This window comes from Leptothrix cholodnii SP-6, assembly GCF_000019785.1.
In the GTDB taxonomy this organism is placed as follows: Bacteria; Pseudomonadota; Gammaproteobacteria; order Burkholderiales; family Burkholderiaceae_C; genus Sphaerotilus; species Sphaerotilus cholodnii.
In genome coordinates this window covers 1692101-1710274 of record NC_010524.1, presented here as the reverse complement: position 1 = coordinate 1710274, position 18174 = coordinate 1692101, and the positions used below count along the sequence as shown (strand labels likewise).

General features: G+C 69.7%; 18 protein-coding genes. 10 read left to right on the top strand and 8 right to left on the bottom strand.

Annotated features, from left to right (window positions below; translation table 11 throughout):
- Positions 1–8: 8 nt before the first annotated feature.
- Positions 9–1064, bottom strand: coding sequence for a 4-hydroxythreonine-4-phosphate dehydrogenase PdxA (gene pdxA / locus LCHO_RS08035; protein ID WP_012346640.1), 1056 nt, complete (start codon positions 1062–1064; stop codon positions 9–11).
- A 135-nt stretch (positions 1065–1199) separates the two neighbouring features.
- Here pdxA and hisI point away from each other — a divergent pair, with 135 nt between their 5' ends.
- The 6 genes from hisI to tatC all read left to right on the top strand — a co-directional run bounded on the left by hisI (position 1200) and on the right by tatC (position 3994).
- The gene (hisI, locus tag LCHO_RS08030; protein ID WP_012346639.1) at positions 1200–1589 is read left to right on the top strand and encodes a phosphoribosyl-AMP cyclohydrolase; all 390 of its coding nucleotides are present in this window, start codon (positions 1200–1202) and stop codon (positions 1587–1589) included.
- On the top strand, positions 1586–1951 hold the full coding sequence (locus LCHO_RS08025) for a phosphoribosyl-ATP diphosphatase (RefSeq protein WP_012346638.1): 366 nt from the start codon (positions 1586–1588) through the stop codon (positions 1949–1951). The genes hisI and LCHO_RS08025 overlap by 4 nt, the downstream gene beginning before the upstream one ends.
- 18 nt (positions 1952–1969) lie before the next feature.
- Complete coding sequence (locus LCHO_RS08020) at positions 1970–2317, top strand: histidine triad nucleotide-binding protein (protein WP_012346637.1); 348 nt, start codon at positions 1970–1972, stop codon at positions 2315–2317.
- Positions 2318–2399: 82 nt separating this feature from the next.
- On the top strand, positions 2400–2648 hold the full coding sequence (tatA, locus tag LCHO_RS08015; RefSeq protein ID WP_012346636.1) for a Sec-independent protein translocase subunit TatA: 249 nt from the start codon (positions 2400–2402) through the stop codon (positions 2646–2648).
- A gap of 30 nt (positions 2649–2678) precedes the next feature.
- Positions 2679–3167, top strand: coding sequence for a Sec-independent protein translocase protein TatB (tatB, locus tag LCHO_RS08010; RefSeq protein WP_012346635.1), 489 nt, complete (start codon positions 2679–2681; stop codon positions 3165–3167).
- 44 nt (positions 3168–3211) lie between these two features.
- Complete coding sequence (tatC, locus tag LCHO_RS08005; RefSeq protein WP_420805701.1) at positions 3212–3994, top strand: twin-arginine translocase subunit TatC; 783 nt, start codon at positions 3212–3214, stop codon at positions 3992–3994.
- Between the two features lie 6 nt (positions 3995–4000).
- On the opposite strand, the gene LCHO_RS08000 is transcribed toward tatC, so the two are convergent.
- Positions 4001–5197: a S1C family serine protease gene (locus LCHO_RS08000; RefSeq protein WP_043704023.1), complete on the bottom strand. Its 1197-nt coding sequence runs from the start codon at positions 5195–5197 to the stop codon at positions 4001–4003.
- Here LCHO_RS08000 and LCHO_RS07995 point away from each other — a divergent pair.
- Positions 5196–5963 (top strand): Nif3-like dinuclear metal center hexameric protein, encoded by a 768-nt coding sequence (locus LCHO_RS07995; RefSeq protein WP_012346632.1) that lies wholly within the window; start codon positions 5196–5198, stop codon positions 5961–5963. The two genes, LCHO_RS08000 and LCHO_RS07995, sit on opposite strands and share 2 nt — an antisense overlap.
- Positions 5964–5980: 17 nt before the next feature.
- Here the strand turns inward: LCHO_RS07995 and LCHO_RS07990 are convergent, their stop codons facing one another.
- Positions 5981–6817: a DODA-type extradiol aromatic ring-opening family dioxygenase gene (locus LCHO_RS07990; protein ID WP_012346631.1), complete on the bottom strand. Its 837-nt coding sequence runs from the start codon at positions 6815–6817 to the stop codon at positions 5981–5983.
- A 176-nt stretch (positions 6818–6993) separates the two neighbouring features.
- On the opposite strand from LCHO_RS07990, the gene LCHO_RS07985 reads away from it, so the two are divergent.
- Complete coding sequence (locus LCHO_RS07985) at positions 6994–9618, top strand: ABC transporter permease (RefSeq protein ID WP_012346630.1); 2625 nt, start codon at positions 6994–6996, stop codon at positions 9616–9618.
- Here LCHO_RS07985 and LCHO_RS24190 read toward each other — a convergent pair whose 3' ends face one another.
- The 5 genes from LCHO_RS24190 to LCHO_RS07960 all read right to left on the bottom strand — a co-directional run bounded on the left by LCHO_RS24190 (position 9619) and on the right by LCHO_RS07960 (position 16047).
- Complete coding sequence (locus LCHO_RS24190) at positions 9619–11061, bottom strand: methyl-accepting chemotaxis protein (protein WP_275935186.1); 1443 nt, start codon at positions 11059–11061, stop codon at positions 9619–9621.
- A gap of 45 nt (positions 11062–11106) precedes the next feature.
- The gene (locus LCHO_RS07975; RefSeq protein ID WP_012346628.1) at positions 11107–12891 is read right to left on the bottom strand and encodes a methyl-accepting chemotaxis protein; all 1785 of its coding nucleotides are present in this window, start codon (positions 12889–12891) and stop codon (positions 11107–11109) included.
- 42 nt (positions 12892–12933) lie between these two features.
- A complete protein-coding gene (locus LCHO_RS07970) occupies positions 12934–15102 on the bottom strand; it encodes a chemotaxis protein CheW (RefSeq protein WP_012346627.1) in 2169 nt (722 codons plus the stop codon).
- Positions 15103–15149: 47 nt separating this feature from the next.
- Positions 15150–15512, bottom strand: coding sequence for a response regulator (locus tag LCHO_RS07965; protein WP_012346626.1), 363 nt, complete (start codon positions 15510–15512; stop codon positions 15150–15152).
- 73 nt (positions 15513–15585) lie between these two features.
- Entirely contained in the window at positions 15586–16047 is a 462-nt protein-coding gene (locus tag LCHO_RS07960) for a hypothetical protein (protein ID WP_012346625.1), read from the bottom strand.
- Between the two features lie 236 nt (positions 16048–16283).
- Here LCHO_RS07960 and LCHO_RS07955 point away from each other — a divergent pair, with 236 nt between their 5' ends.
- Both LCHO_RS07955 and LCHO_RS07950 read left to right on the top strand, forming a co-directional pair.
- Positions 16284–17441 (top strand): hybrid sensor histidine kinase/response regulator, encoded by a 1158-nt coding sequence (locus tag LCHO_RS07955; RefSeq protein WP_012346624.1) that lies wholly within the window; start codon positions 16284–16286, stop codon positions 17439–17441.
- Positions 17438–18067: a response regulator gene (locus LCHO_RS07950; protein WP_012346623.1), complete on the top strand. Its 630-nt coding sequence runs from the start codon at positions 17438–17440 to the stop codon at positions 18065–18067. The genes LCHO_RS07955 and LCHO_RS07950 overlap by 4 nt, the downstream gene beginning before the upstream one ends.
- Positions 18068–18174: the final 107 nt, after the last annotated feature.

Below are 18174 nucleotides of genomic sequence, written 5' to 3'. Positions count from 1 at the left end.
CGGCGTGTTCAGCTGCCCGCCAGCAGCCGACGCGCCATGTGCACCGCGGCGATCAGGCTGGCCGGGTCGGCGCGGCCGGTGCCAGCCAGATCGAACGCGGTGCCGTGATCGGGGCTGGTGCGCACGAACGGCAGGCCCAGCGTCACGTTGACGCCCTGTTCGACGCCCAGGTACTTGACCGGGATCAGCCCCTGGTCGTGGTACATCGCCAGCACGATGTCGAACTCGCCGCGGCGCGCGCGCATGAAGACGGTGTCGGGCGCATGCGGCCCGCTGGCGGCGATGCCCTCGGCCTGCGCGGCGGCGATCGCCGGGGCGATGATGTCGATCTCCTCGCGCCCGAACAGCCCGCCCTCGCCGGCATGCGGATTGAGCCCGGCCACCCCGATGCGCGGTGCCGGCTGGCCCCACTGCGCCGCAGTTCGATGGGCGATGCGCAGCGTCGACAGCACGGCCTGCGTGGTGACACGCTCGATCGCCTCGCGCAGCGCGCAGTGCACCGTCACGAGCACGGTCTTGAGCTCGTCGTTGGCCAGCATCATGCGCACGTCGGCCGGCCGGCCATCGTGGCCGCCCAGGTCGGCCAGCATCTCGGTGTGGCCGGGGTACGGCTCGCCGGCAGCAAACAGCGCTTCCTTGTGGATCGGCGCGGTGACGATGCCGGCCGCGCGGCCCGCCATCACCTGGGCCACCGCCTCGCGGATGCAGGCCGCCGCCGCCTGGCCTGCACGTGCATCGATCCGGCCCCAAGGCAGGTCCGCCAGGCCGGCGATCGGCGTGCGCATCGGCAGCACCGCCAAGGCGCCGGGCGGCACCTCGGCAAGATCGGACAGGTCGTCGAGCACGGCGATCGGCTGGCGCGGGCCGTCGTCGGTGCTGCGCAGGCAGCCGGCGGCGCGCCGCAGCACGTCGACATCGCCCAGCACCACCACGCCGGCCAGCTCGCCCCGGCCGGCCGCCGCCATGATGATCTCGGGGCCGATGCCGCAGACGTCACCCTGGGTCAACAGCAGCGGCAAGGGATTCGGCGAGGACGGATCGGCGGGCACGGACGGCGTGTTCATGGCGTGGTCAAGCGGATGGGGCAGGTGGAGCGCAGCGCGTGGGCGCGGTTCGGGCGGTCGGCCGCAGGGCCGCCGGGCATGCGCGATTGTCGTGGCGTACCCATTCCGTCACGGACCGGTTGATACACTGAGTCCATGAGTTGGCTAGATCAGATCACATGGACCGACGACGGGCTCGTTCCCGTCATCGCGCAGGAATGGCAGAGCAACGACGTGCTGATGTTCGCGTGGATGAACCGCGAGGCACTCGCGCTCACCGCACAACGCGGTGAAGCGGTGTACTGGAGCCGCTCGCGCGGACGGCTCTGGCACAAGGGCGAGGAGTCCGGCCATGTGCAGCGGGTGCACGAGATCCGCATCGACTGCGACGCCGACGTGGTGCTGCTGAAGGTCGAGCAGCTCGGCCACCAGCCCGGCATCGCCTGCCACACCGGCCGCCACTCGTGTTTCTTCCAGCTGCTCAAGGACGGCGCCTGGCAGAGCGTCGAGCCGGTCCTGAAAGATCCTTCGAGCATCTACAAATGAGCACCGACGCCATCGACCCGTCCGCCGCCACGGCGACGTCCCAGGACGTGCTGGCGCGCCTCGCCGAGGTGATCGCCGCACGCCGCGACGGCGACCCCGACAAGAGCTATGTCGCGCGCCTGTTCCGCAAGGGCACCGACAGCATGCTCAAGAAGGTGGGCGAAGAGGCCACCGAGGTCGTCATCGCCGCCAAGGACGGCCAGCGCGAGCAGATCGTCTACGAGATGGCCGACCTGTGGTTCCATTCGATGATCGTGCTGGCGCAGTTCGACCTGACACCGGCCGACGTGCTGGCCGAGCTGCAGCGCCGCGAGGGCCTGTCGGGCCTGCAGGAATTTGCCCAACGCAGCCCCAAGACCTGAGCCTTGCCCGAATCCCAAATGAGCCACGACCCCAACTGCCTGTTCTGCAAGATCGCCAGCGGCCAGATCCCGTGCCAGAAGGTCTACGAAGACGAGGAACTGCTGGCCTTCAAGGACATCCGCCCGGCCGCGCCGGTGCACCTGCTGATCATCCCCAAGACCCACATCGTCAACCTGACCGAGGTGGATGCCGCCCACGAGGCGCTGCTGGGCCGCATGCTGGCGCTGGCGCCGCAGCTGGCGCGCGAGAACGGCGCCGACAACGGCTTCCGGGTCGTCATCAACACCGGGCCGGACGGCGGGCAGGAGGTCTATCACCTGCACCTGCACGTGATGGGCGGCCCGCGCCCCTGGAAACACGGCTGAACGCCCCGACCCTGCCATCAGGACGGCCGGACAGCGCCGTCTAGAATCCTTCCACAGCTTCCTGCCGCACTGGAGACATGCCATGGGCCTCTCGACCACCCACCTGATCATCTTCCTCGTCATCATCGTGCTGATCTTCGGCACCAAGAAGCTCAAGAACATCGGCTCCGACCTCGGGGGTGCCGTCAAGGGCTTCAAGGACGGCATGAAGACCGGCGAAAAGACCGAGGCTGACGCCGCTGCCGCCAAGGCTGCCGAACCGGCTGCGCAGGTCAGCGCCGAGAAGCGCATCGACACGCAGACGATCGACGTCGAAGCCAAGACCAAATAAGCCTGCCGACGCGCGTCCACAGCCCCATCCATGCTCGACATCGGTGTCACCAAGCTGCTCATCATCGGCGGCATCGCCCTGGTCGTGATCGGCCCGGAACGCCTGCCGCGCATCGCCCGCATGGCCGGCACCTTCCTTGGCCGGGCCCAGCGTTACGTGGCCGACGTCAAGGCCGAGGTCAGCCGCTCCATCGAGCTCGAGGAGCTCAACAAGATGAAGCAGGAGTTCGACAGCGCCGCGCGCGATGTCGGGCAGACCGTCAGCAGCGGTCTTGAAGAAGCCACCTCCGACATCAACAGTGCCCTGCAGCTCGAAGAGCCGCCCAACCCCTACGACGTCGATGATCCGGTCGGCTGGATCAACCCCGGCCCCTCGTACGTGCATCCGCAGAAGAAGTGGCGCGTCAAGCGGGGCGCCACGCCGCAGTGGTACAAGCAGCGCGAAGGCGTGCGTCGCCATGTGCAGTCGGCCGCCGCCCGGGTGGCCCGACATCGCCCACGCACCTCGAAATCCTACTGACCGCGGAGCTGGCCGATGCCAGCGCGCGAGAGCCTGGTGACCCATTGAGTTCGACCCCCACCCCTCCGCCCGACGAAATGGCGGGCTCCGAGCAGCCCTTCGTCAGCCACCTGATCGAGTTGCGTGACCGGCTGCTGAAAGCCGTCTACGGCATCGGCGCCGTGTTTGCCGTGCTCGCGCTCTACCCCGGCCCGTCGCGGCTCTACGACCTGCTCGCCAGCCCGCTGGTGGCGGCGTTGCCGCAGGGCTCGAAGATGATCGCGGTGGGCGTCGTCTCGCCCTTCCTGATCCCGATCAAGGTCACCGCGCTGGCCGCGCTGGGCATCTCGCTGCCCTGGGTGCTCTATCAGGTCTGGGCCTTCGTGGCGCCGGGCCTCTACAAGCACGAGCAGCGGCTGGTGATGCCGCTGGTGGCCACCAGCACGATGCTGTTCTACACCGGCGTGGCGTTCTGCTATTTCTTCGTCTTCGGCCAGGCCTTCCCGGCGATCCAGGCGATGGCACCCGCGTCGGTCTCGGTGAGCCCGGACATCGAGGCCTATCTCGACTTCGTCATCACGATGTTCATCGCCTTCGGCGTGGCCTTCGAGGTGCCGGTGGCGGTGGTCATCCTGGCGCGGCTCGGTGTCGTCACGCTCGATCAGCTGCGCAGCTTCCGGCGCTATTTCTGGGTGGCCGCCGCCGCCGTCTCCGGCCTCGTCACGCCGCCCGACGCGGTCTCGATGATCGCCCTGCTGGTGCCGATGGGCCTGCTCTACGAAGTCGGCATCCTGGCCGCGCAGGTGTTCATCAAGCACACCCAGGCACCGGCCGAGGCGAGCGAGTGAGCCGGTTCAGCGCTGGTCGTCGGACTGGCGTGGCCGCAGACTGGGCCGTTGCGCCACCTTGACCTGCAGATCGAGCGCCTGATCGCCACGCAGGATCGACACGCTGGTGCGGCTCTGCGGCGCCAGCGCAGCCACCTCGTTGAGCAGCTGCGCGGTGTTGGCCACCGGATGGCCGGCGATGCGCAGCACCACGTCGCCCGGCAACATGCCGGCGTCGCTGGCCGGGCCGTCCTGCAGGACACCGGCGATCAGCACGCCCTGGGTCGCCCGGCTCTTGATCGACTCGGCCAGCTCGGGTGTCAGATCGCGCGGCTGCACGCCGATCCAGCCGCGCGTGACCACGCCGTTGCGGATCAGGCCGTCCATCACCTGGCGCGCGGTCGTCACCGGGATGGCAAAACCGATGCCCATGCTGCCGCCCGAGCGCGAATAGATCGCCGTGTTGATGCCCAGCAGCTGGCCGCCGGCATCGACCAGCGCACCGCCCGAGTTGCCGGGATTGATCGCGGCATCGGTCTGGATGAAGTTCTCGAAGGTATTGAGGCCCAGCCCGGTGCGGCCGAGCGCGCTGACGATGCCCGAGGTGACGGTCTGGCCGACATTGAACGGGTTGCCGATCGCCAGCACCACGTCGCCGACCTGCAGCGCGTCGGCCACGCCGAAGGTGACGGCGGGCAAGTCACGGCCGTCGATCTTGAGGACCGCCAGGTCGCTGTCGGGATCGCTGCCGATCACCTTGGCCACCGAACGGCGGCCATCCGCGAGCACCACCTCGATCTGTTCGGCGCCTTCGATGACGTGGTTGTTGGTGAGCAGATAGCCGTCGGTCGAGACGATCACCGCCGAACCCATGCCGTTGGCCGGCTGATCCTGCTCGCCGAAGAAGCGCCGGAACCACGGCTCGCTGCCGTGTGGTGAGCCCTCGCCGCGCCCCCGGCTGCCGGAGGTCACCACGCTGACCACCGACGGCGCCGCGCGCCGCGCCGCGTAGGCCAGGCTCTGCACGCCGCCGACGCCCGATGCGGCCTGCGGCACGGCAGCGGGCGCCGGTGCCATCAGCACCTGGACCGCCGGCCCGCCGCGGTCTCGCGTGCCAAACTCCGACCAGCCGCCGAGCCAAGCCGGCTTGAAGGTGGCGAGCACGAAAACCACTGCCACGGCCACCGTGACAGCCTGAGAAAATACGAGCCAGAGCCTGCGCATGAAGGAAAAGATGGTGGCGAATCGCGATGAGCTGACGCAGTACCTCGACGAACTGCTCGATGCAGCCCGTTTTGCAGATTATGGGCCGAACGGTCTGCAGGTCGAGGGGCGCGCCGAGGTTCGCCACCTCGTCAGCGGCGTCACGGCCAGCCTGGCGCTGATCGAGGCCGCGGCGGCCGACGGGGCCGACGCGCTGCTGGTCCACCACGGCCTGTTCTGGCGCGGCCAGGACGGCCGCGTCACCGGCTGGATGAAGCAGCGCCTGGCCGCGCTGCTGCGCCACGACATCAGCCTGATCGCCTACCACCTGCCGCTCGATGCCCACCCGACGCTCGGCAACAACGCCCAGCTGGCCCGCGTGCTGGGCTGGACGCCGCAAGGCAATTTCGGCGACAAGGCGCTCGGCTGCATCGGCCAGCCGGCAGAGCCTGGCCAAAGCGCCGCATCGATCGCAGCCGACATCGGCGCGCGCCTGCAGCGCGCGCCGCTGCTGGTCGAGGGCGACGGCCGGCCGATCCGGCGCGTGGCCTGGTGCACAGGCGGCGCGCAAGGTTATTTCGAGGCGGCGATCGCGGCCGGCGCCGACCTCTACCTGACCGGCGAGATCTCCGAACCGCAGGCCCACTACGCCCGCGAGAGCGGCGTGGCCTACATCGCCTGCGGCCACCACGCCAGCGAACGCTATGGCGCGATGGCGCTGGGTGCGCACGTGGCCGAGCGCTGCGGCATCAGCCACCGCCACATCGACATCGACAACCCGGCCTGAGCCAGGTCGGAACCGATTCAGCCCAGCGCCTCAGCCAAGCGTGCGGCCTGCGGTCCGAAGGCGTAGCCGTCCATCGCCAGGATGCCGGCGTCGACGCTGGCGTGGATGCGCACCGCCGGCTGGGTCTCGCCACCCGCACCGGCGGCGATGTAGTACGGCAGCCAGTGTTCGTCGGTCGGATGCTGCTGGGCCGCATGCGGCGCCTGGCGGCGGTAGTCGAACAGCGCCGGCCAGTCGCAGGCGGCGCCGCGCTGGCGGATCCAGTCCTGGAACGCCGCCACGTCGGGCGACACCGGCGCGTCGGCGCTCGGGCGCTCGCCGAAGAAGCGCCGCAGGTTGTGCGTCAGCGAGCCGCTGCCGATGATCAGCACGCCGTCGTCGGCCAGATCGGCCAGCGCCGCGCCCACCGCCCATTGCTGCGCGGGTGTCCAGTTGGGCACCAGGGTCAGCGGCACGACGGGGATCGAGGCATCCGGCCAGGCACGCTTGAGCACCGTCCAGATGCCGTGATCAAGACCCGAGGCGTCGACCGCCTGGGCATTCAGGCCGACCTTGACGAGCCGCTGCGCCACGTCGGCGGCCAGCAGCGGCGCGCCGGCGGTGCTGTAGCGCTGCTGGTAGAGCGCGTCGGGGAAGCCGCCAAAATCGTGGATCGCCTCGTGGCGCGCGCCCGCCATCACCATCGGCGTGCGGGTGGCCGAATGCGGCGACACCACCAGCACGGCACGCGGGCGTCCGAAGGTGCGGTCGATCACCGGGCCGAGACGATCCAGGAAATCGGAGGCCGGCGAGCGCTCGATCGCGATCATCGGCGAGCCGTGGGAGAGGTAGAGCGGGGGCAGGCTGTGCGTCATGGTGAGGCGATTGAATCACCGCGGCACCCGGCGGTCATTCGGCCACTTTGCATCCAGCGTTCAGGGCGCCAGTCAACGTGGCGCAGCAACCCGCCGGCGGCGCGACGCCCGGCCTTGGTGTAGGGTGCTCGGCTCGCACTGCCGCACCCACCGCACACCGCTCGCGCCGACACACCATGCCCCCACAGCCGCCCAGTTCCTCGATAGCCGCCGACACCGCGCCCGGTGGCGCCCTGGGCTCGGCGCCGCGCGCCGTGCGCCCGAACCGGCCCACGCCGGTCTGGATCCTGGCCTGGCGCCAGTTGCGGCGCGATCTGCGCGCCGGCGAACTGCGCCTGATGCTGGTGGCGGTGGCGCTGGCGGTGGCCGCGCTGAGCGCCGTCGGCTTCTTTGCCGACCGGCTGCAAGGCGGCATGAACCGCGACGCCCTGGCACTGCTGGGCGGTGACGCCGTGGTCGCCAGCGACCAGCCGCTGCCGGCCGACTTTGCCGCCACCGCTGCCGAGATGGGCCTGGCCGCGGCACGCAGCGCGACCTTCCCGAGCATGGCGCGCGCCGACGAGGCCCGGGGCGGCGCCGCCCGGCTGGTGTCGGTCAAGGTGGTGGAACCCGCCTATCCGCTGCGCGGCAGCCTGCAGATCGCCGACACGCCGCAAGGTGCGCCGCGCGCGGTCGGCAACGGCCCGGCCGCCGGCACGGTGTGGGTCGACGCCGCCGTGCTCGACGCGCTGGCGCTCGGCGTGGGCGACGCGCTGCAGCTCGGCGACGCCCGGCTGCGCATCGCCCAGGTGATCGTGCAGGAGCCCGATCGCGGCGCCGGTTTCATCAACTTCGCGCCGCGCGTGATGCTGGCCGACACCGATCTGGCCGCCACCGGGCTGATCCAGCCGGCCAGCCGCGTCACCTGGCGCCTGGCGGTGGCCGCCCGCGAAGGCCGTGGCTCCGACAGCGCGGTGCAGGGTTTCGTGAGCTGGGCCGAGGCCCGCATCGAAGGCCGCAAGATCCGCGGCGCGCGGGTCGAGTCGCTCGAAGGCGCACGACCCGAGATGCGCCAGACGCTCGACCGCGCCGGCCAGTTCCTGCGCCTGGTGGCGGTGCTGGCGGCGCTGCTGGCCGCCGTGGCGGTGGGCATCGCCGCGCGCGGATTCGCGGCCCGACACATCGACGCCTGCGCGATGCTGCGCGTGCTGGGCCTGCCGCAGCGGCGCATCGCGGCGATCTACGGCATCGAGATCGGCCTGGTCGGCCTGGCCGCCAGCGTGATCGGCGTGCTGATCGGGCTGGTCGTGCACCTGGTGTTCGTCTGGCTGCTGGCCGGACTGGTCAACAGCGATCTGCCGGCGCCGGGCGTCTGGCCGGCGCTGTTCGGGCTCGGCGTCGGCATGGTGCTGCTCGCCGCCTTCGGCCTGCCGCCGGTGCTGCAGCTCGCCAGCGTGCCGCCGCTGCGGGTGATCCGGCGCGAGCTGGGCGAGCGCAAGGCCGCCAGCCTGGGCGTGCTGCTGGCCGGGCTGATCGGTTTTGCGGCGCTGCTGCTGGCGGTGGCGGCCGACTGGAAGCTCGGCGGCATCGCCGTCGGCGGTTTTGCCGGCGCCTGGCTGCTGTTCGCGCTCGGCGCCTGGGGCGGCGTGCTACTGCTGCGCCGCGCCGTGCCGGACGTCGGCGCGCCGCGCTGGCTGGCGCTGGCCACGCGCCAGCTCGGCGCCCGGCCGGGCCTGGTGGTGCTGCAGGTCAGCGCGCTCGCGCTCGGCCTGATGGCGCTGGTGCTGCTGGTGCTGCTGCGCACCGACCTGATCGCCAGCTGGCGCGCCGCCACGCCGGTGGATGCGCCCAACCGCTTCGTCATCAACGTGCAGCCCGAGCAGTCCGACGCCTTCCAGGCCAGCCTGCGCCAGTCCGGCGTCGCCAACTACGACTGGTACCCGATGATCCGAGGCCGCCTGCTGGCGGTGAACGACCGCGCGGTGCAGGTCGACGATTACAAGGACGATCGCGCCCGCCGGCTGGTCGACCGCGAGTTCAACCTGAGCCACGCCGCCACGCTGCCCGGCCACAACCGCGTCGTCGGCGGTGCCTGGCAGGCCGAAGACAGCGATGCGATGAGCGTCGAACAGGGCCTGGCCGAAACCCTCGGCCTGAAACTCGGCGACCGCGTGACCTTCGACATCGCCGGCGTGCCCGTCACGACCCGCATCACCAGCTTGCGCAAGGTCGACTGGACGTCGATGCGGGTGAACTTCTTCGTGATGTTCCCGCGCGCCGTGATGGCCGACCTGCCGGCCACCTACATCGCCGCCTTCCGGGCGCCGCCGCAGGCCGGCTTCGACGGCGCGCTGACACGCGACTTCCCCAACATCACCAGCATCGACGTCTCGGCCCAGATCGCGCAGATCCAGCGGGTGCTCGATCAGGTGATCTCGGCGGTGGAGTTCCTGTTCGGCTTCACGCTGGCGTCGGGACTGCTGGTGCTGTTCGCCGCCGTCAGCGCCACCCGCGAGGCGCGCGCGCGCGAATTTGCGCTGATGCGCGCGATGGGCGCGAGCCGGCGCCTGCTGGCGGCCGTGCAGCGCACCGAACTGCTGGGCGTGGGCGCCCTGGCCGGCGCACTGGCCAGCGCGGCGGCGCTGGTGGTGGGCTGGGCGCTGGCGCGTTACGTGTTCAATTTCGACTGGACCGCGCCGCTGTGGGTGGCGGCCGTGGGCACGCTGGTCGGCGCCGTGCTGGCCTGGCTGGCCGGCTGGTACAGCCTGCGTGAAGTGCTGCGCCAGCCCGTCAATCAGACCCTGCGCCGCGCCCAGGAATGATCAGCCCGGCAAGGCGCTGAGCGGCGCACGACCCAGGCGGAACAGGCTGATCGACGCCGTCAGGCGCTGCGCCTGTTCGCGCAGGCTCTCGGAGGCGGCCGCGCTTTCCTCGACCAGCGCCGCGTTCTGCTGCGTCATCGATTCGAGCTGGGCGACCGAGCCGTTGACCTGGCCGATGCCGCTGCTCTGCTGCGAAGACGCCGCGCTGATCTCGCCGATCATGGCCGAGACCCGCTGCACCGAGGCGACGATCTCGTCCATCGTCGAGCCCGCATCCGACACCAGGCGCGAGCCCGATTCGACCCGATCGACCGAGGCGCCGATCAGCGCCTTGATCTCGCGCGCGGCGCCGGCGCTGCGCTGCGCCAGGTTGCGCACCTCGCCGGCCACGACCGCAAAACCGCGGCCCTGATCGCCGGCGCGGGCGGCTTCGACCGCGGCGTTGAGCGCGAGGATGTTGGTCTGGAAGGCGATGCCGTCGATCACGCCGATGATGTCGGCAATCTTCTTCGAGCTGGTGTTGATCTCGTTCATGGTGTCGACCACCTGCGAGACCACCACCCCGCCGCGCTGTGCCACGCTGGCTGCCGAGCCGGCGAGCTGGTTGGCGGTGCGCGCCGAATCGGCCGACTGCTGCAGCGTGCCGGTCAGCTGCACCATCGCGCTGGCGGTGTGCTGCAGGTTGCTGGCGGTCTGTTCGGTGCGGTGGCTCAGGTCCTGGCTGCCGGTGGCGACCTCGCGGCTGGCGATGCGGATCTGTTCGGCCGCCTGCCCCACCGAGCTCAGCACCGCCTCGACCCGTTGCAGCATCAGTTGCACCTGGCGTGATGTCTCCCAGCGCACCGGGTCGTGGGCGTGGCTCAGGTCGATCGAGCCGTCACTGCCGAGCAGACGCTCGGCCAGCCGGCTCAGCTCCTGGGCGGCATCGGCCTGCGCCTGGGCGCGCCGCGCCAGCAGGATCAGCACGGCGGCCTCGACCACCACGTAGGCGGCGTGTTCGAGCACCCGGCCCAGGCCCGGATCGGTGAAGCAGATCGCGCCCCAGCCGGCCTCCTGCAGGTAGTTGAAGCTCAGGTGGTGCACGGCGATCGCGGCGGCGGCCGCCAGCACGGCGCGCCAGTCCCGATAGACCACCGTCACGGCCAGGAAGGCGAACACCGCGAAGTGCGCCTCGGCCCGGCCACGCGCCGAGTGGATCAGCAGCGCCACCATCGCCATGCCGAGCACCGGCAGCAGGATGCGGCCAGCCGTGCCACGGCTGGCCGCGACTGCCACGCCCAGACTGGCCGCAGCGAGCACCGCGCCGATCAGCGCCACCAGGCCGGTCTCGCCACCCAGCGTGGTGGCGTAGACCAGCGCTGCGGCCAGGGTCGCGCCGATGCCGGCCAGCACGATCTGATCGTCATGGTTGATGGTGGGAGGCTGTGCAGTGGCTGTTTTCATGATTGTGGACAACGAAAAAAGAGCCCGCATCCGCGGGCTCCTGCATCAGAAGGTTTCCCAGTCGCCGTCGGATGTCGCCATCGCAGCCTGCGGTTCTGCCCGGGGTTCGGCCTTGGCCGGCGCCTCGGCGCGGGGAGCAGGCGGAGCCGCCTTGGGCGCGGACACCGGCACCGGCTTGGGCTGGTAGGTCGATGTGACCGGCCGTGCGGGCATCGACGGCACGGCGGTGTACGACACCGGGCTGTCGCCGCCCATTGCGCCGCTGCCGACGGTGAAGGCCTTCACCACGTCGGACAGCTTGAGCGCCTGCTCCTTCAGGCTCTCGGCTGCGGCCGCGCTCTGCTCGACCAGCGCGGCGTTCTGCTGCGTCATCTGATCGAGCTGGTTGACGGTGGCGTTGACCTGGCCGAGCTCGCCGCTCTGCTCGGTGGTGGCCGCGGTGATCTCGCCGATGATGTCGGTGACCCGCTGCACGCTGGAGACGATCTCGCTCATCGTGCTGCCGGCGTCGTGCACCAGGCGTGCGCCGCTCTCGACCTTGTCGACGCTGGCGCCGATCAGGCTCTTGATCTCGCGCGCCGCGTTGGCGCTGCGCTGCGCCAGGTTGCGCACCTCGCCGGCCACGACCGCGAAGCCGCGGCCCTGTTCACCGGCGCGCGCCGCTTCGACGGCCGCATTGAGCGCCAGGATGTTGGTCTGGAAGGCGATGCCGTCGATCACGCCGATGATGTCGGCGATCTTCTTCGAGCTGGCGTTGATCTCCTCCATGTTGGTGACCACCTGCGAGACCACGCTGCCACCGCGCTGCGCGGCCTCGGCGGCCGAGACGGCCAGCTGGTTGGCGGTGCGGGCCGAGTCGGCGGTCTGCCGCACCGTGCCGGTCAGGTGCTCCATCGAGCTGGCGGCGTGCTGCAGGTTGCTGGCGGTCTGTTCGGTGCGGCCCGACAGGTCCTGGTTGCCGCTGGCGATTTCGGTGCTGGCCACCGAGATCGACTCGGCGCTGCTGCGGATGCTGCCCACCATCGTCTGCAGCGACTGCTGCATCTCGACCAGCGCGCGCATCAGCTCGGCCGCTTCGTCGCGGCCCGTCACCGCCAGGCGCACGCTCAGGTCGCCCTGGGCGATCGAGGCGGCAAAGCGGCGTGCCTCGTCGATCGGACGCACGATGCTGCGCGAGTTGATCAAGGTCATCGGCGTCACCAGCACCACCACCAGCGCCAGCGAGGCCGCGAACAGCATCAGCGCGGTGCGGGTCGAGGCCTCGATCTCGGCCTGCGTGGCGACCGCTTCGGCCTCCACGATCTGCTGGATCTCGGCCACGTTCTTGACCACGCCGACCATCAGCACCTTGGACCGCTCGAGCACCCGGTCGACCGCCTTGGCACTGTCGTAGACACCCGCCTGGGCGTTGCTGACCGCCTTGCCGGTGGTGGCGAGGTATTCGTCGAGCCGGGCGATCGCGTCGCGCGCGACCAGGTTGTCGGCGTCTTCCTCGCCGTCCATCATGGCGGCAAGCGCTGCGCGCAGCCCCTTGGCAGCGGTGTCCCAGGCAGCGCGGTGGGCCGTCATCAGCTCGGCGTTCTCGTAGTCGATCACCATGCTCTTCTCGGCCACCTGCACCTCGCCGAGCAGGCTGCGGATCTGCGTCACATGGCCCTGCTCGACCATCGAGTGCTCGATGAAATGGCGGTTCTGCTGCTGCAGGTTCATGCCGATGCCCAGCGCAAGCGCGGCAAACAGCGCAAACAGCGCCAGCACCATGATCACCGCTCCGGCCATGCGCAGGCGGATCGAGAACTGCCGCATCACGGTCTGCAGGCTTTCAAACATCATGTCTCCTTGTCGCCCTGGGGCTCGGCAGTTGCGCGGGGATCAATGGCGCGAACGACGCACCAGCGAACCGGTATCGAGAATCAGCGCGACGCGGCCATCGCCCATGATGGTGGCCCCCGACACGTCGGGCACCCGGCGGTAGTTGGACTCGAGGTTCTTGACCACCACCTGCTGCTGGCCGAGCAGTTCGTCGACCAGCAGGGCGACCCGCCCGCCTTCGGCCTCGACCACCACCATGATGGCGGCGACGCGCTCGAAGTCGAAGCGTGGCACCTCGAACACCTTCTCCAGCTCGATCACCGGCATGTACTCGTCGCGCACCTGCACGATGCGGCCGGTGCCGCCGATGGTCTTGATGGTCTTGTCGGTGACCTGGAAGCTCTCCACCACCGAGGCCAGCGGCAGGATGTAGACCTCGTCGGCCACGCCCACGCTCATGCCGTCCATGATGGCCAGCGTCAGCGGCAGGCGCACCTTGACGCTCATGCCGTAGCCCTCGGCCGAATCGATCTCGACCGTGCCGCCCAGGCTGGTGATGTTCTTCTTGACCACGTCCATGCCGACACCCCGGCCCGACACGTCGGTGACGACGTCGGCGGTCGAGAAGCCGGGCGCGAAGATCAGGCCCCAGACGTCCTGGTCGCTCATGCTGTCGGGCGCGTCGATGCCACGTTCGCGGGCCTTGCGCAGCAGCTTGTCGCGCGACAGGCCGCGGCCGTCGTCGCGCACCTCGATGACGATCGAGCCGCCCTGGTGCGAGGCGCTCAGCGTGATGATGCCGGTCTCGGGCTTGCCACGGGCGATGCGGTCGGCCGGCATCTCGCAGCCGTGGTCGCAGCTGTTGCGCACCAGGTGGGTGAGAGGATCGGTGATCTTCTCGATCAGGCCCTTGTCGAGTTCGGTGGCCTCGCCCTGCGTGACCAGCTCGACCTTCTTGCCCAGCTTGGCCGCCAGGTCGCGCAGCATGCGCGGGAAGCGGCTGAAGACGGTCGACATCGGGATCATGCGGATCGACATCACCGATTCCTGCATGTCGCGGGTGTTGCGGTCGAGGTCGTTCAGGCCGGCGATCAGCTGCTGGTAGAGCACCGGATCGAGGTCGCGGCTGTTCTGCGCCAGCATCGCCTGCGTGATGACGAGTTCGCCCACCAGGTTGATGAGCTGGTCGACCTTCTCGACCGAGACCCGGATGGTGCTGGAATCGAGCCCGCCCGAGGCCGGCTTGTCGGCGCGCGCGGCCGGCCTGGCCGGCACCACCGGCGCGGCCTTGGCTTCGGCGACCGGCACGACCACCGGCGTCGCGGGCGCGGCGGCGGCCCGTGCACCCGGTGCGCCTGGCGCACCGTCGAAGAAGCCGTAGCCCGGATCGTGCGGGGCCGCTTCGGCGGCCGGCTCGATGTCGAGCGGCGTTGCACCTTCGGGCACGCCCGGGTTGCCGGCATGGAAGCCGTAGCCGGGGCCGAAGGGTTGCAGCTGCACCTGCTCACGCGCCACATGGAAGGTGAACAGATCGAGCAGCTCGGCGTCGGTGCTGCTGGTCACGACCTTGTAGCGGCGCATGCCGTCGGCCGCCTGGCCGATGTCGATCGGCTCGATGGTGCCGAGGTCGGTGATCTCCTTGAACAGGTCGAGCAGGTTGTCGGCCTGTTTCGGGTCGTCGAGCGGGCCGACCCGCAGGTCGAGCTCGCGCAGGCCGGCGTGCACGGGCTCCGGCTGGGCCGTGACGGCCACCGATGCGACGGCGGCGACCGAGGCGGCAGCGGCAGGCTGCGCCGGCGGCACCTCGCCCGACGACATCGCCTTGATGGCCAGCAGCAGCTCGGTGGTGTCGACCGGGTCGGCACCGCTGCCCTGGTGGCGGCCGAGCTGCTCGCGCAGCGCGTCGCCGGCGGCCAGCAGCACGTCGACCATGCGGGCATGCGGCGCCAGCTCGTGGCGGCGCAGCTTGTCGAGCAGCGTCTCCATCTCGTGCGTCAGCTCGGCCACGTCGCTGAACCCGAAGGTGGCGGCGCCGCCCTTGATCGAGTGGGCGCAGCGGAAGATCGCGTTCATCGCCTCGTCGTCGGCGGCGCTGAGGTCGAGTTCGAGCAGCTGCTGTTCCATGCGCTGCAGGTTCTCGCCGGCTTCTTCAAAGAAGACCTGATAGAACTGGCTGAGGTCGATGCCCGCGCTTGCGCTGGCTCCCTCGGAGGAGGTCATTTCGGCCATGGTGTATCCCTGTGGTCCCGGACAGATCGATCGATGGGGGGGTGCGCTCAGCGCACCACTTTCTTGATCACCTCGATCAGCTTGGTCGGGTCGAACGGCTTGACCAGCCAACCGGTGGCACCGGCGCTGCGGCCCGCCTGCTTCATCTGGTCGCTCGACTCGGTGGTCAGGATCAGGATCGGCGTGTTCTTGAACTGGGAGGTCTCGCGCAGCTTCCTCGTCAGGCCGATGCCGTCCAGGCGAGGCATGTTCTGGTCGGTCAGCACCAGGTCGAAGCTGCGGCTACCCGCTTTCTCCCAGGCGTCCTGGCCGTCGACCGCCTCGACCACGTTGTAGCCGGCGCTCTTGAGCGTGAAGGAAACCATCTGGCGCATCGAGGCCGAGTCGTCTACTGCGAGGATTGAATGCATTGCGCGCTCCGAGAAGATTCTGTTTTGACCGGGGGTATGGGTTTCGGCTGGGGCTGGCGGGTTCGGCGGTTCGCTAGAACAGTTCGACCGAACCGGCGTCCATCTCGTCCTGGGTGACCGGGTTGGGGCGCAACGGCGCATCCTCGATCACGGCATCGCCTTCGGGATCGAAGCCCATGGCCTCGCGCGCCAGCTGGTCGACGCAGGACCGCAGGCGGCGGTGGGTGTGCTCGATGAGCTGCGAGGCCATGTCCTGGAACTGCAGCGCGGTGACCGCCCCGCTCAGGCTCTGCATCGCCGAATGCAGCGCCGTGGTGTCGACGTGCGGCAGCACGGCGGCGTCGCGCAGCAGACCCGACAGGCGGCTGTTGGCGCCGTAGAAATGCCCCATCAGCTCCTCGCTCGCGTCGGTCAGCAGGCGCTGCAGGCGATCGAGATCGTTGGTGGCGGTGAGCAGGTGATCCTGCAGTTCCGCTGCCATCAGCAAGGGAAAGGCAGCGGGCGCGTCGGGATCGATTTCGTCGGACATCTGCATCGCTACTCCGTGGACGTGACTGGCAAGCGCATTCGTGATTCGGGTCGCCCCTCAGGGCTGCGCGATCGGCCCGCGGATGGGGCCTCGATGGTTAGAATTTTTACCAGTCCTGGCCTTTCCCTTTGGCCGAAGACACGGTGATTCACGGCGCAATTCGTTTCACTGCGCCGGTCACCGCCCCCTGTCAACCGACGTCGCCGGCCCGCGTGACGACGTCAACAGCCGCAGCCCGCACCATGCAAAGACAGACCAAGCTGCGCCGCGTGCGTATCCTCCACCTCGAGGATTCCGAGCTCGACCACCAGTTGCTGCTCGCCCACCTGCGCCGCGGCGGCATCGAGCCGTCGATGCGCCGGGTCGACACCGAAGCCGAATACATGGCCGCACTCGGCCACGCCTGGGACGCGGTGATCTCGGACTACAACCTGCCGGGCTTCTCGGGCCTGGTGGCGCTGGAGCTGCTGCGCGAACGCGACAAGCTGATGCCCTTCATCCTGGTGTCGGGCGAGATCGGCGAGGACACCGCCGTCGAGGCGATGCGCAACGGCGCCTCCGACTACCTGCTCAAGAGCAACCTGGCACGGCTGGTGCCGGCGCTGATGCATTCGGTCGACGCCTGCGAGACCCAGCGGGCCCGCCAGCGCGCCGACCACGAGCTGGCGCAATCGCGTCGTCGCCTGTCCGAGCTGGCCCAGCACCTGCAAACGAGCATCGAACTCGAGCGCACCGCGATCTCGCGCGAGATCCATGACGACGTCGGGGGCTCGCTGACGGCGGTCAAGTTCGATCTGGCCTGGATCGTGCGGCATGCCGGCAACGCCCAGATGATCGAACGTGCACAACAGGCGCTGGAAACTGTCAATCACGCCATCGAGGCCAGCCAGCGCATCATGCACAACCTGCGCCCGGCTATCCTCGAACAAGGACTGGTGGCCGCGCTGCAATGGATGACGCAGCGTTTCGAGCGCCGCAGCGGCATATCGACCACCTTCCGCACCAGCCACGACCACCTGCGCCTGCCGGCCGGCGTGCCGCTGGTGGCGTACCGAACCGCACAGGAAGCCTTGACCAACATCTCCAAGCACGCCCGAGCGACCCGCGTCCAGGTCGACCTGACGATGGCCGCCGGCGTGCTCTCGCTCGAGATCAGCGACAACGGCCGCGGCCTCGGCGTGGGAGACCTCGGCAAGGACCGCTCGTTCGGCATCCGCGGCCTGCACGAACGGGCCGACACCGTGGGCGGCTGGGTCGACCTGTCCGGCACCCCGCAAGGCACCACGCTGATCCTGTCGGTGCCGCTCGAACAGTCCGCCATGCGGCACCACGACGCCGATGACGGCGGGCCGCCGCCGCCCACCAGCCCGCACGATCCATCCACCTGGGGAGACCTATGATTCGCGTGATGCTCTGCGACGACCATGCCCTGATCCGACGCGGCATCCGCGACACGCTGGCCGAACAGCCCGACATGGAAGTGGTCGGCGAAGCCGGCGAATACGGCGAGTTGCGCGCGCTCCTGCGCAAGCAGACCTGCGACGTGCTGGTGCTCGACATCAACATGCCCGGGCGCAGCGGCCTCGACGTGCTGCATGCGCTCAAGGAAGAAGGCTCGCCGATCCGGGTGCTGATCGTCTCGATGTACCCCGAAGACCAGTACGCCCTGCGGGCGCTGAAGGCCGGCGCCTACGGCTACGTCAACAAGGGCAGCGACCCGGCACAGATCGTCGCCGCGGCGCGCATGGTGGCGCAGGGGCGCAAGTACATCACGGCCGAGATGGCGCAGATGCTGGTCGAGAACCTCACCACGCCCTCCAGCGAGGCCGCGCACGACAAGCTTTCCGACCGCGAATTGCAGACCTTGACGATGATCGCCTCGGGCAAGCGGCTGTCAGACATCGCCGAGGAGCTGACGCTCAGCCCCAAGACCGTCAGCGTCTACCGCGCGCGGGTACTCGAGAAGCTGGGCCTGGCCAACAACTCCGAGCTGACGGTCTACGCGATCCGCAACGGCCTGGTCTGAGGCGCGCAAGCCGGAAACTGGCCCGGATATACCTGCCGTTTCCGAAGTTCTCTCCCGACGGGTTCGACGCAAACTGGCTTTGACACCTATTCGTCAAACCACACCGG

Bases quoted from the DNA above. Each gene is read 5' to 3' on its own strand.
- pdxA (WP_012346640.1), bottom strand. From the start codon at position 1,064: ATGAACACGCCGTCCGTGCCCGCCGATCCGTCCTCGCCGAATCCCTTG.
- hisI (WP_012346639.1), top strand. From the start codon at position 1,200: ATGAGTTGGCTAGATCAGATCACATGGACCGACGACGGGCTCGTTCCC.
- LCHO_RS08025 (WP_012346638.1), top strand. From the start codon at position 1,586: ATGAGCACCGACGCCATCGACCCGTCCGCCGCCACGGCGACGTCCCAG.
- LCHO_RS08020 (WP_012346637.1), top strand. From the start codon at position 1,970: ATGAGCCACGACCCCAACTGCCTGTTCTGCAAGATCGCCAGCGGCCAG.
- tatA (WP_012346636.1), top strand. From the start codon at position 2,400: ATGGGCCTCTCGACCACCCACCTGATCATCTTCCTCGTCATCATCGTG.
- tatB (WP_012346635.1), top strand. From the start codon at position 2,679: ATGCTCGACATCGGTGTCACCAAGCTGCTCATCATCGGCGGCATCGCC.
- LCHO_RS07995 (WP_012346632.1), top strand. From the start codon at position 5,196: ATGAAGGAAAAGATGGTGGCGAATCGCGATGAGCTGACGCAGTACCTC.
- LCHO_RS08000 (WP_043704023.1), bottom strand. From the start codon at position 5,197: ATGCGCAGGCTCTGGCTCGTATTTTCTCAGGCTGTCACGGTGGCCGTG.
- LCHO_RS07990 (WP_012346631.1), bottom strand. From the start codon at position 6,817: ATGACGCACAGCCTGCCCCCGCTCTACCTCTCCCACGGCTCGCCGATG.
- LCHO_RS07985 (WP_012346630.1), top strand. From the start codon at position 6,994: ATGCCCCCACAGCCGCCCAGTTCCTCGATAGCCGCCGACACCGCGCCC.
- LCHO_RS24190 (WP_275935186.1), bottom strand. From the start codon at position 11,061: ATGAAAACAGCCACTGCACAGCCTCCCACCATCAACCATGACGATCAG.
- LCHO_RS07975 (WP_012346628.1), bottom strand. From the start codon at position 12,891: ATGTTTGAAAGCCTGCAGACCGTGATGCGGCAGTTCTCGATCCGCCTG.
- LCHO_RS07970 (WP_012346627.1), bottom strand. From the start codon at position 15,102: ATGGCCGAAATGACCTCCTCCGAGGGAGCCAGCGCAAGCGCGGGCATC.
- LCHO_RS07965 (WP_012346626.1), bottom strand. From the start codon at position 15,512: ATGCATTCAATCCTCGCAGTAGACGACTCGGCCTCGATGCGCCAGATG.
- LCHO_RS07960 (WP_012346625.1), bottom strand. From the start codon at position 16,047: ATGCAGATGTCCGACGAAATCGATCCCGACGCGCCCGCTGCCTTTCCC.
- LCHO_RS07955 (WP_012346624.1), top strand. From the start codon at position 16,284: ATGCAAAGACAGACCAAGCTGCGCCGCGTGCGTATCCTCCACCTCGAG.
- LCHO_RS07950 (WP_012346623.1), top strand. From the start codon at position 17,438: ATGATTCGCGTGATGCTCTGCGACGACCATGCCCTGATCCGACGCGGC.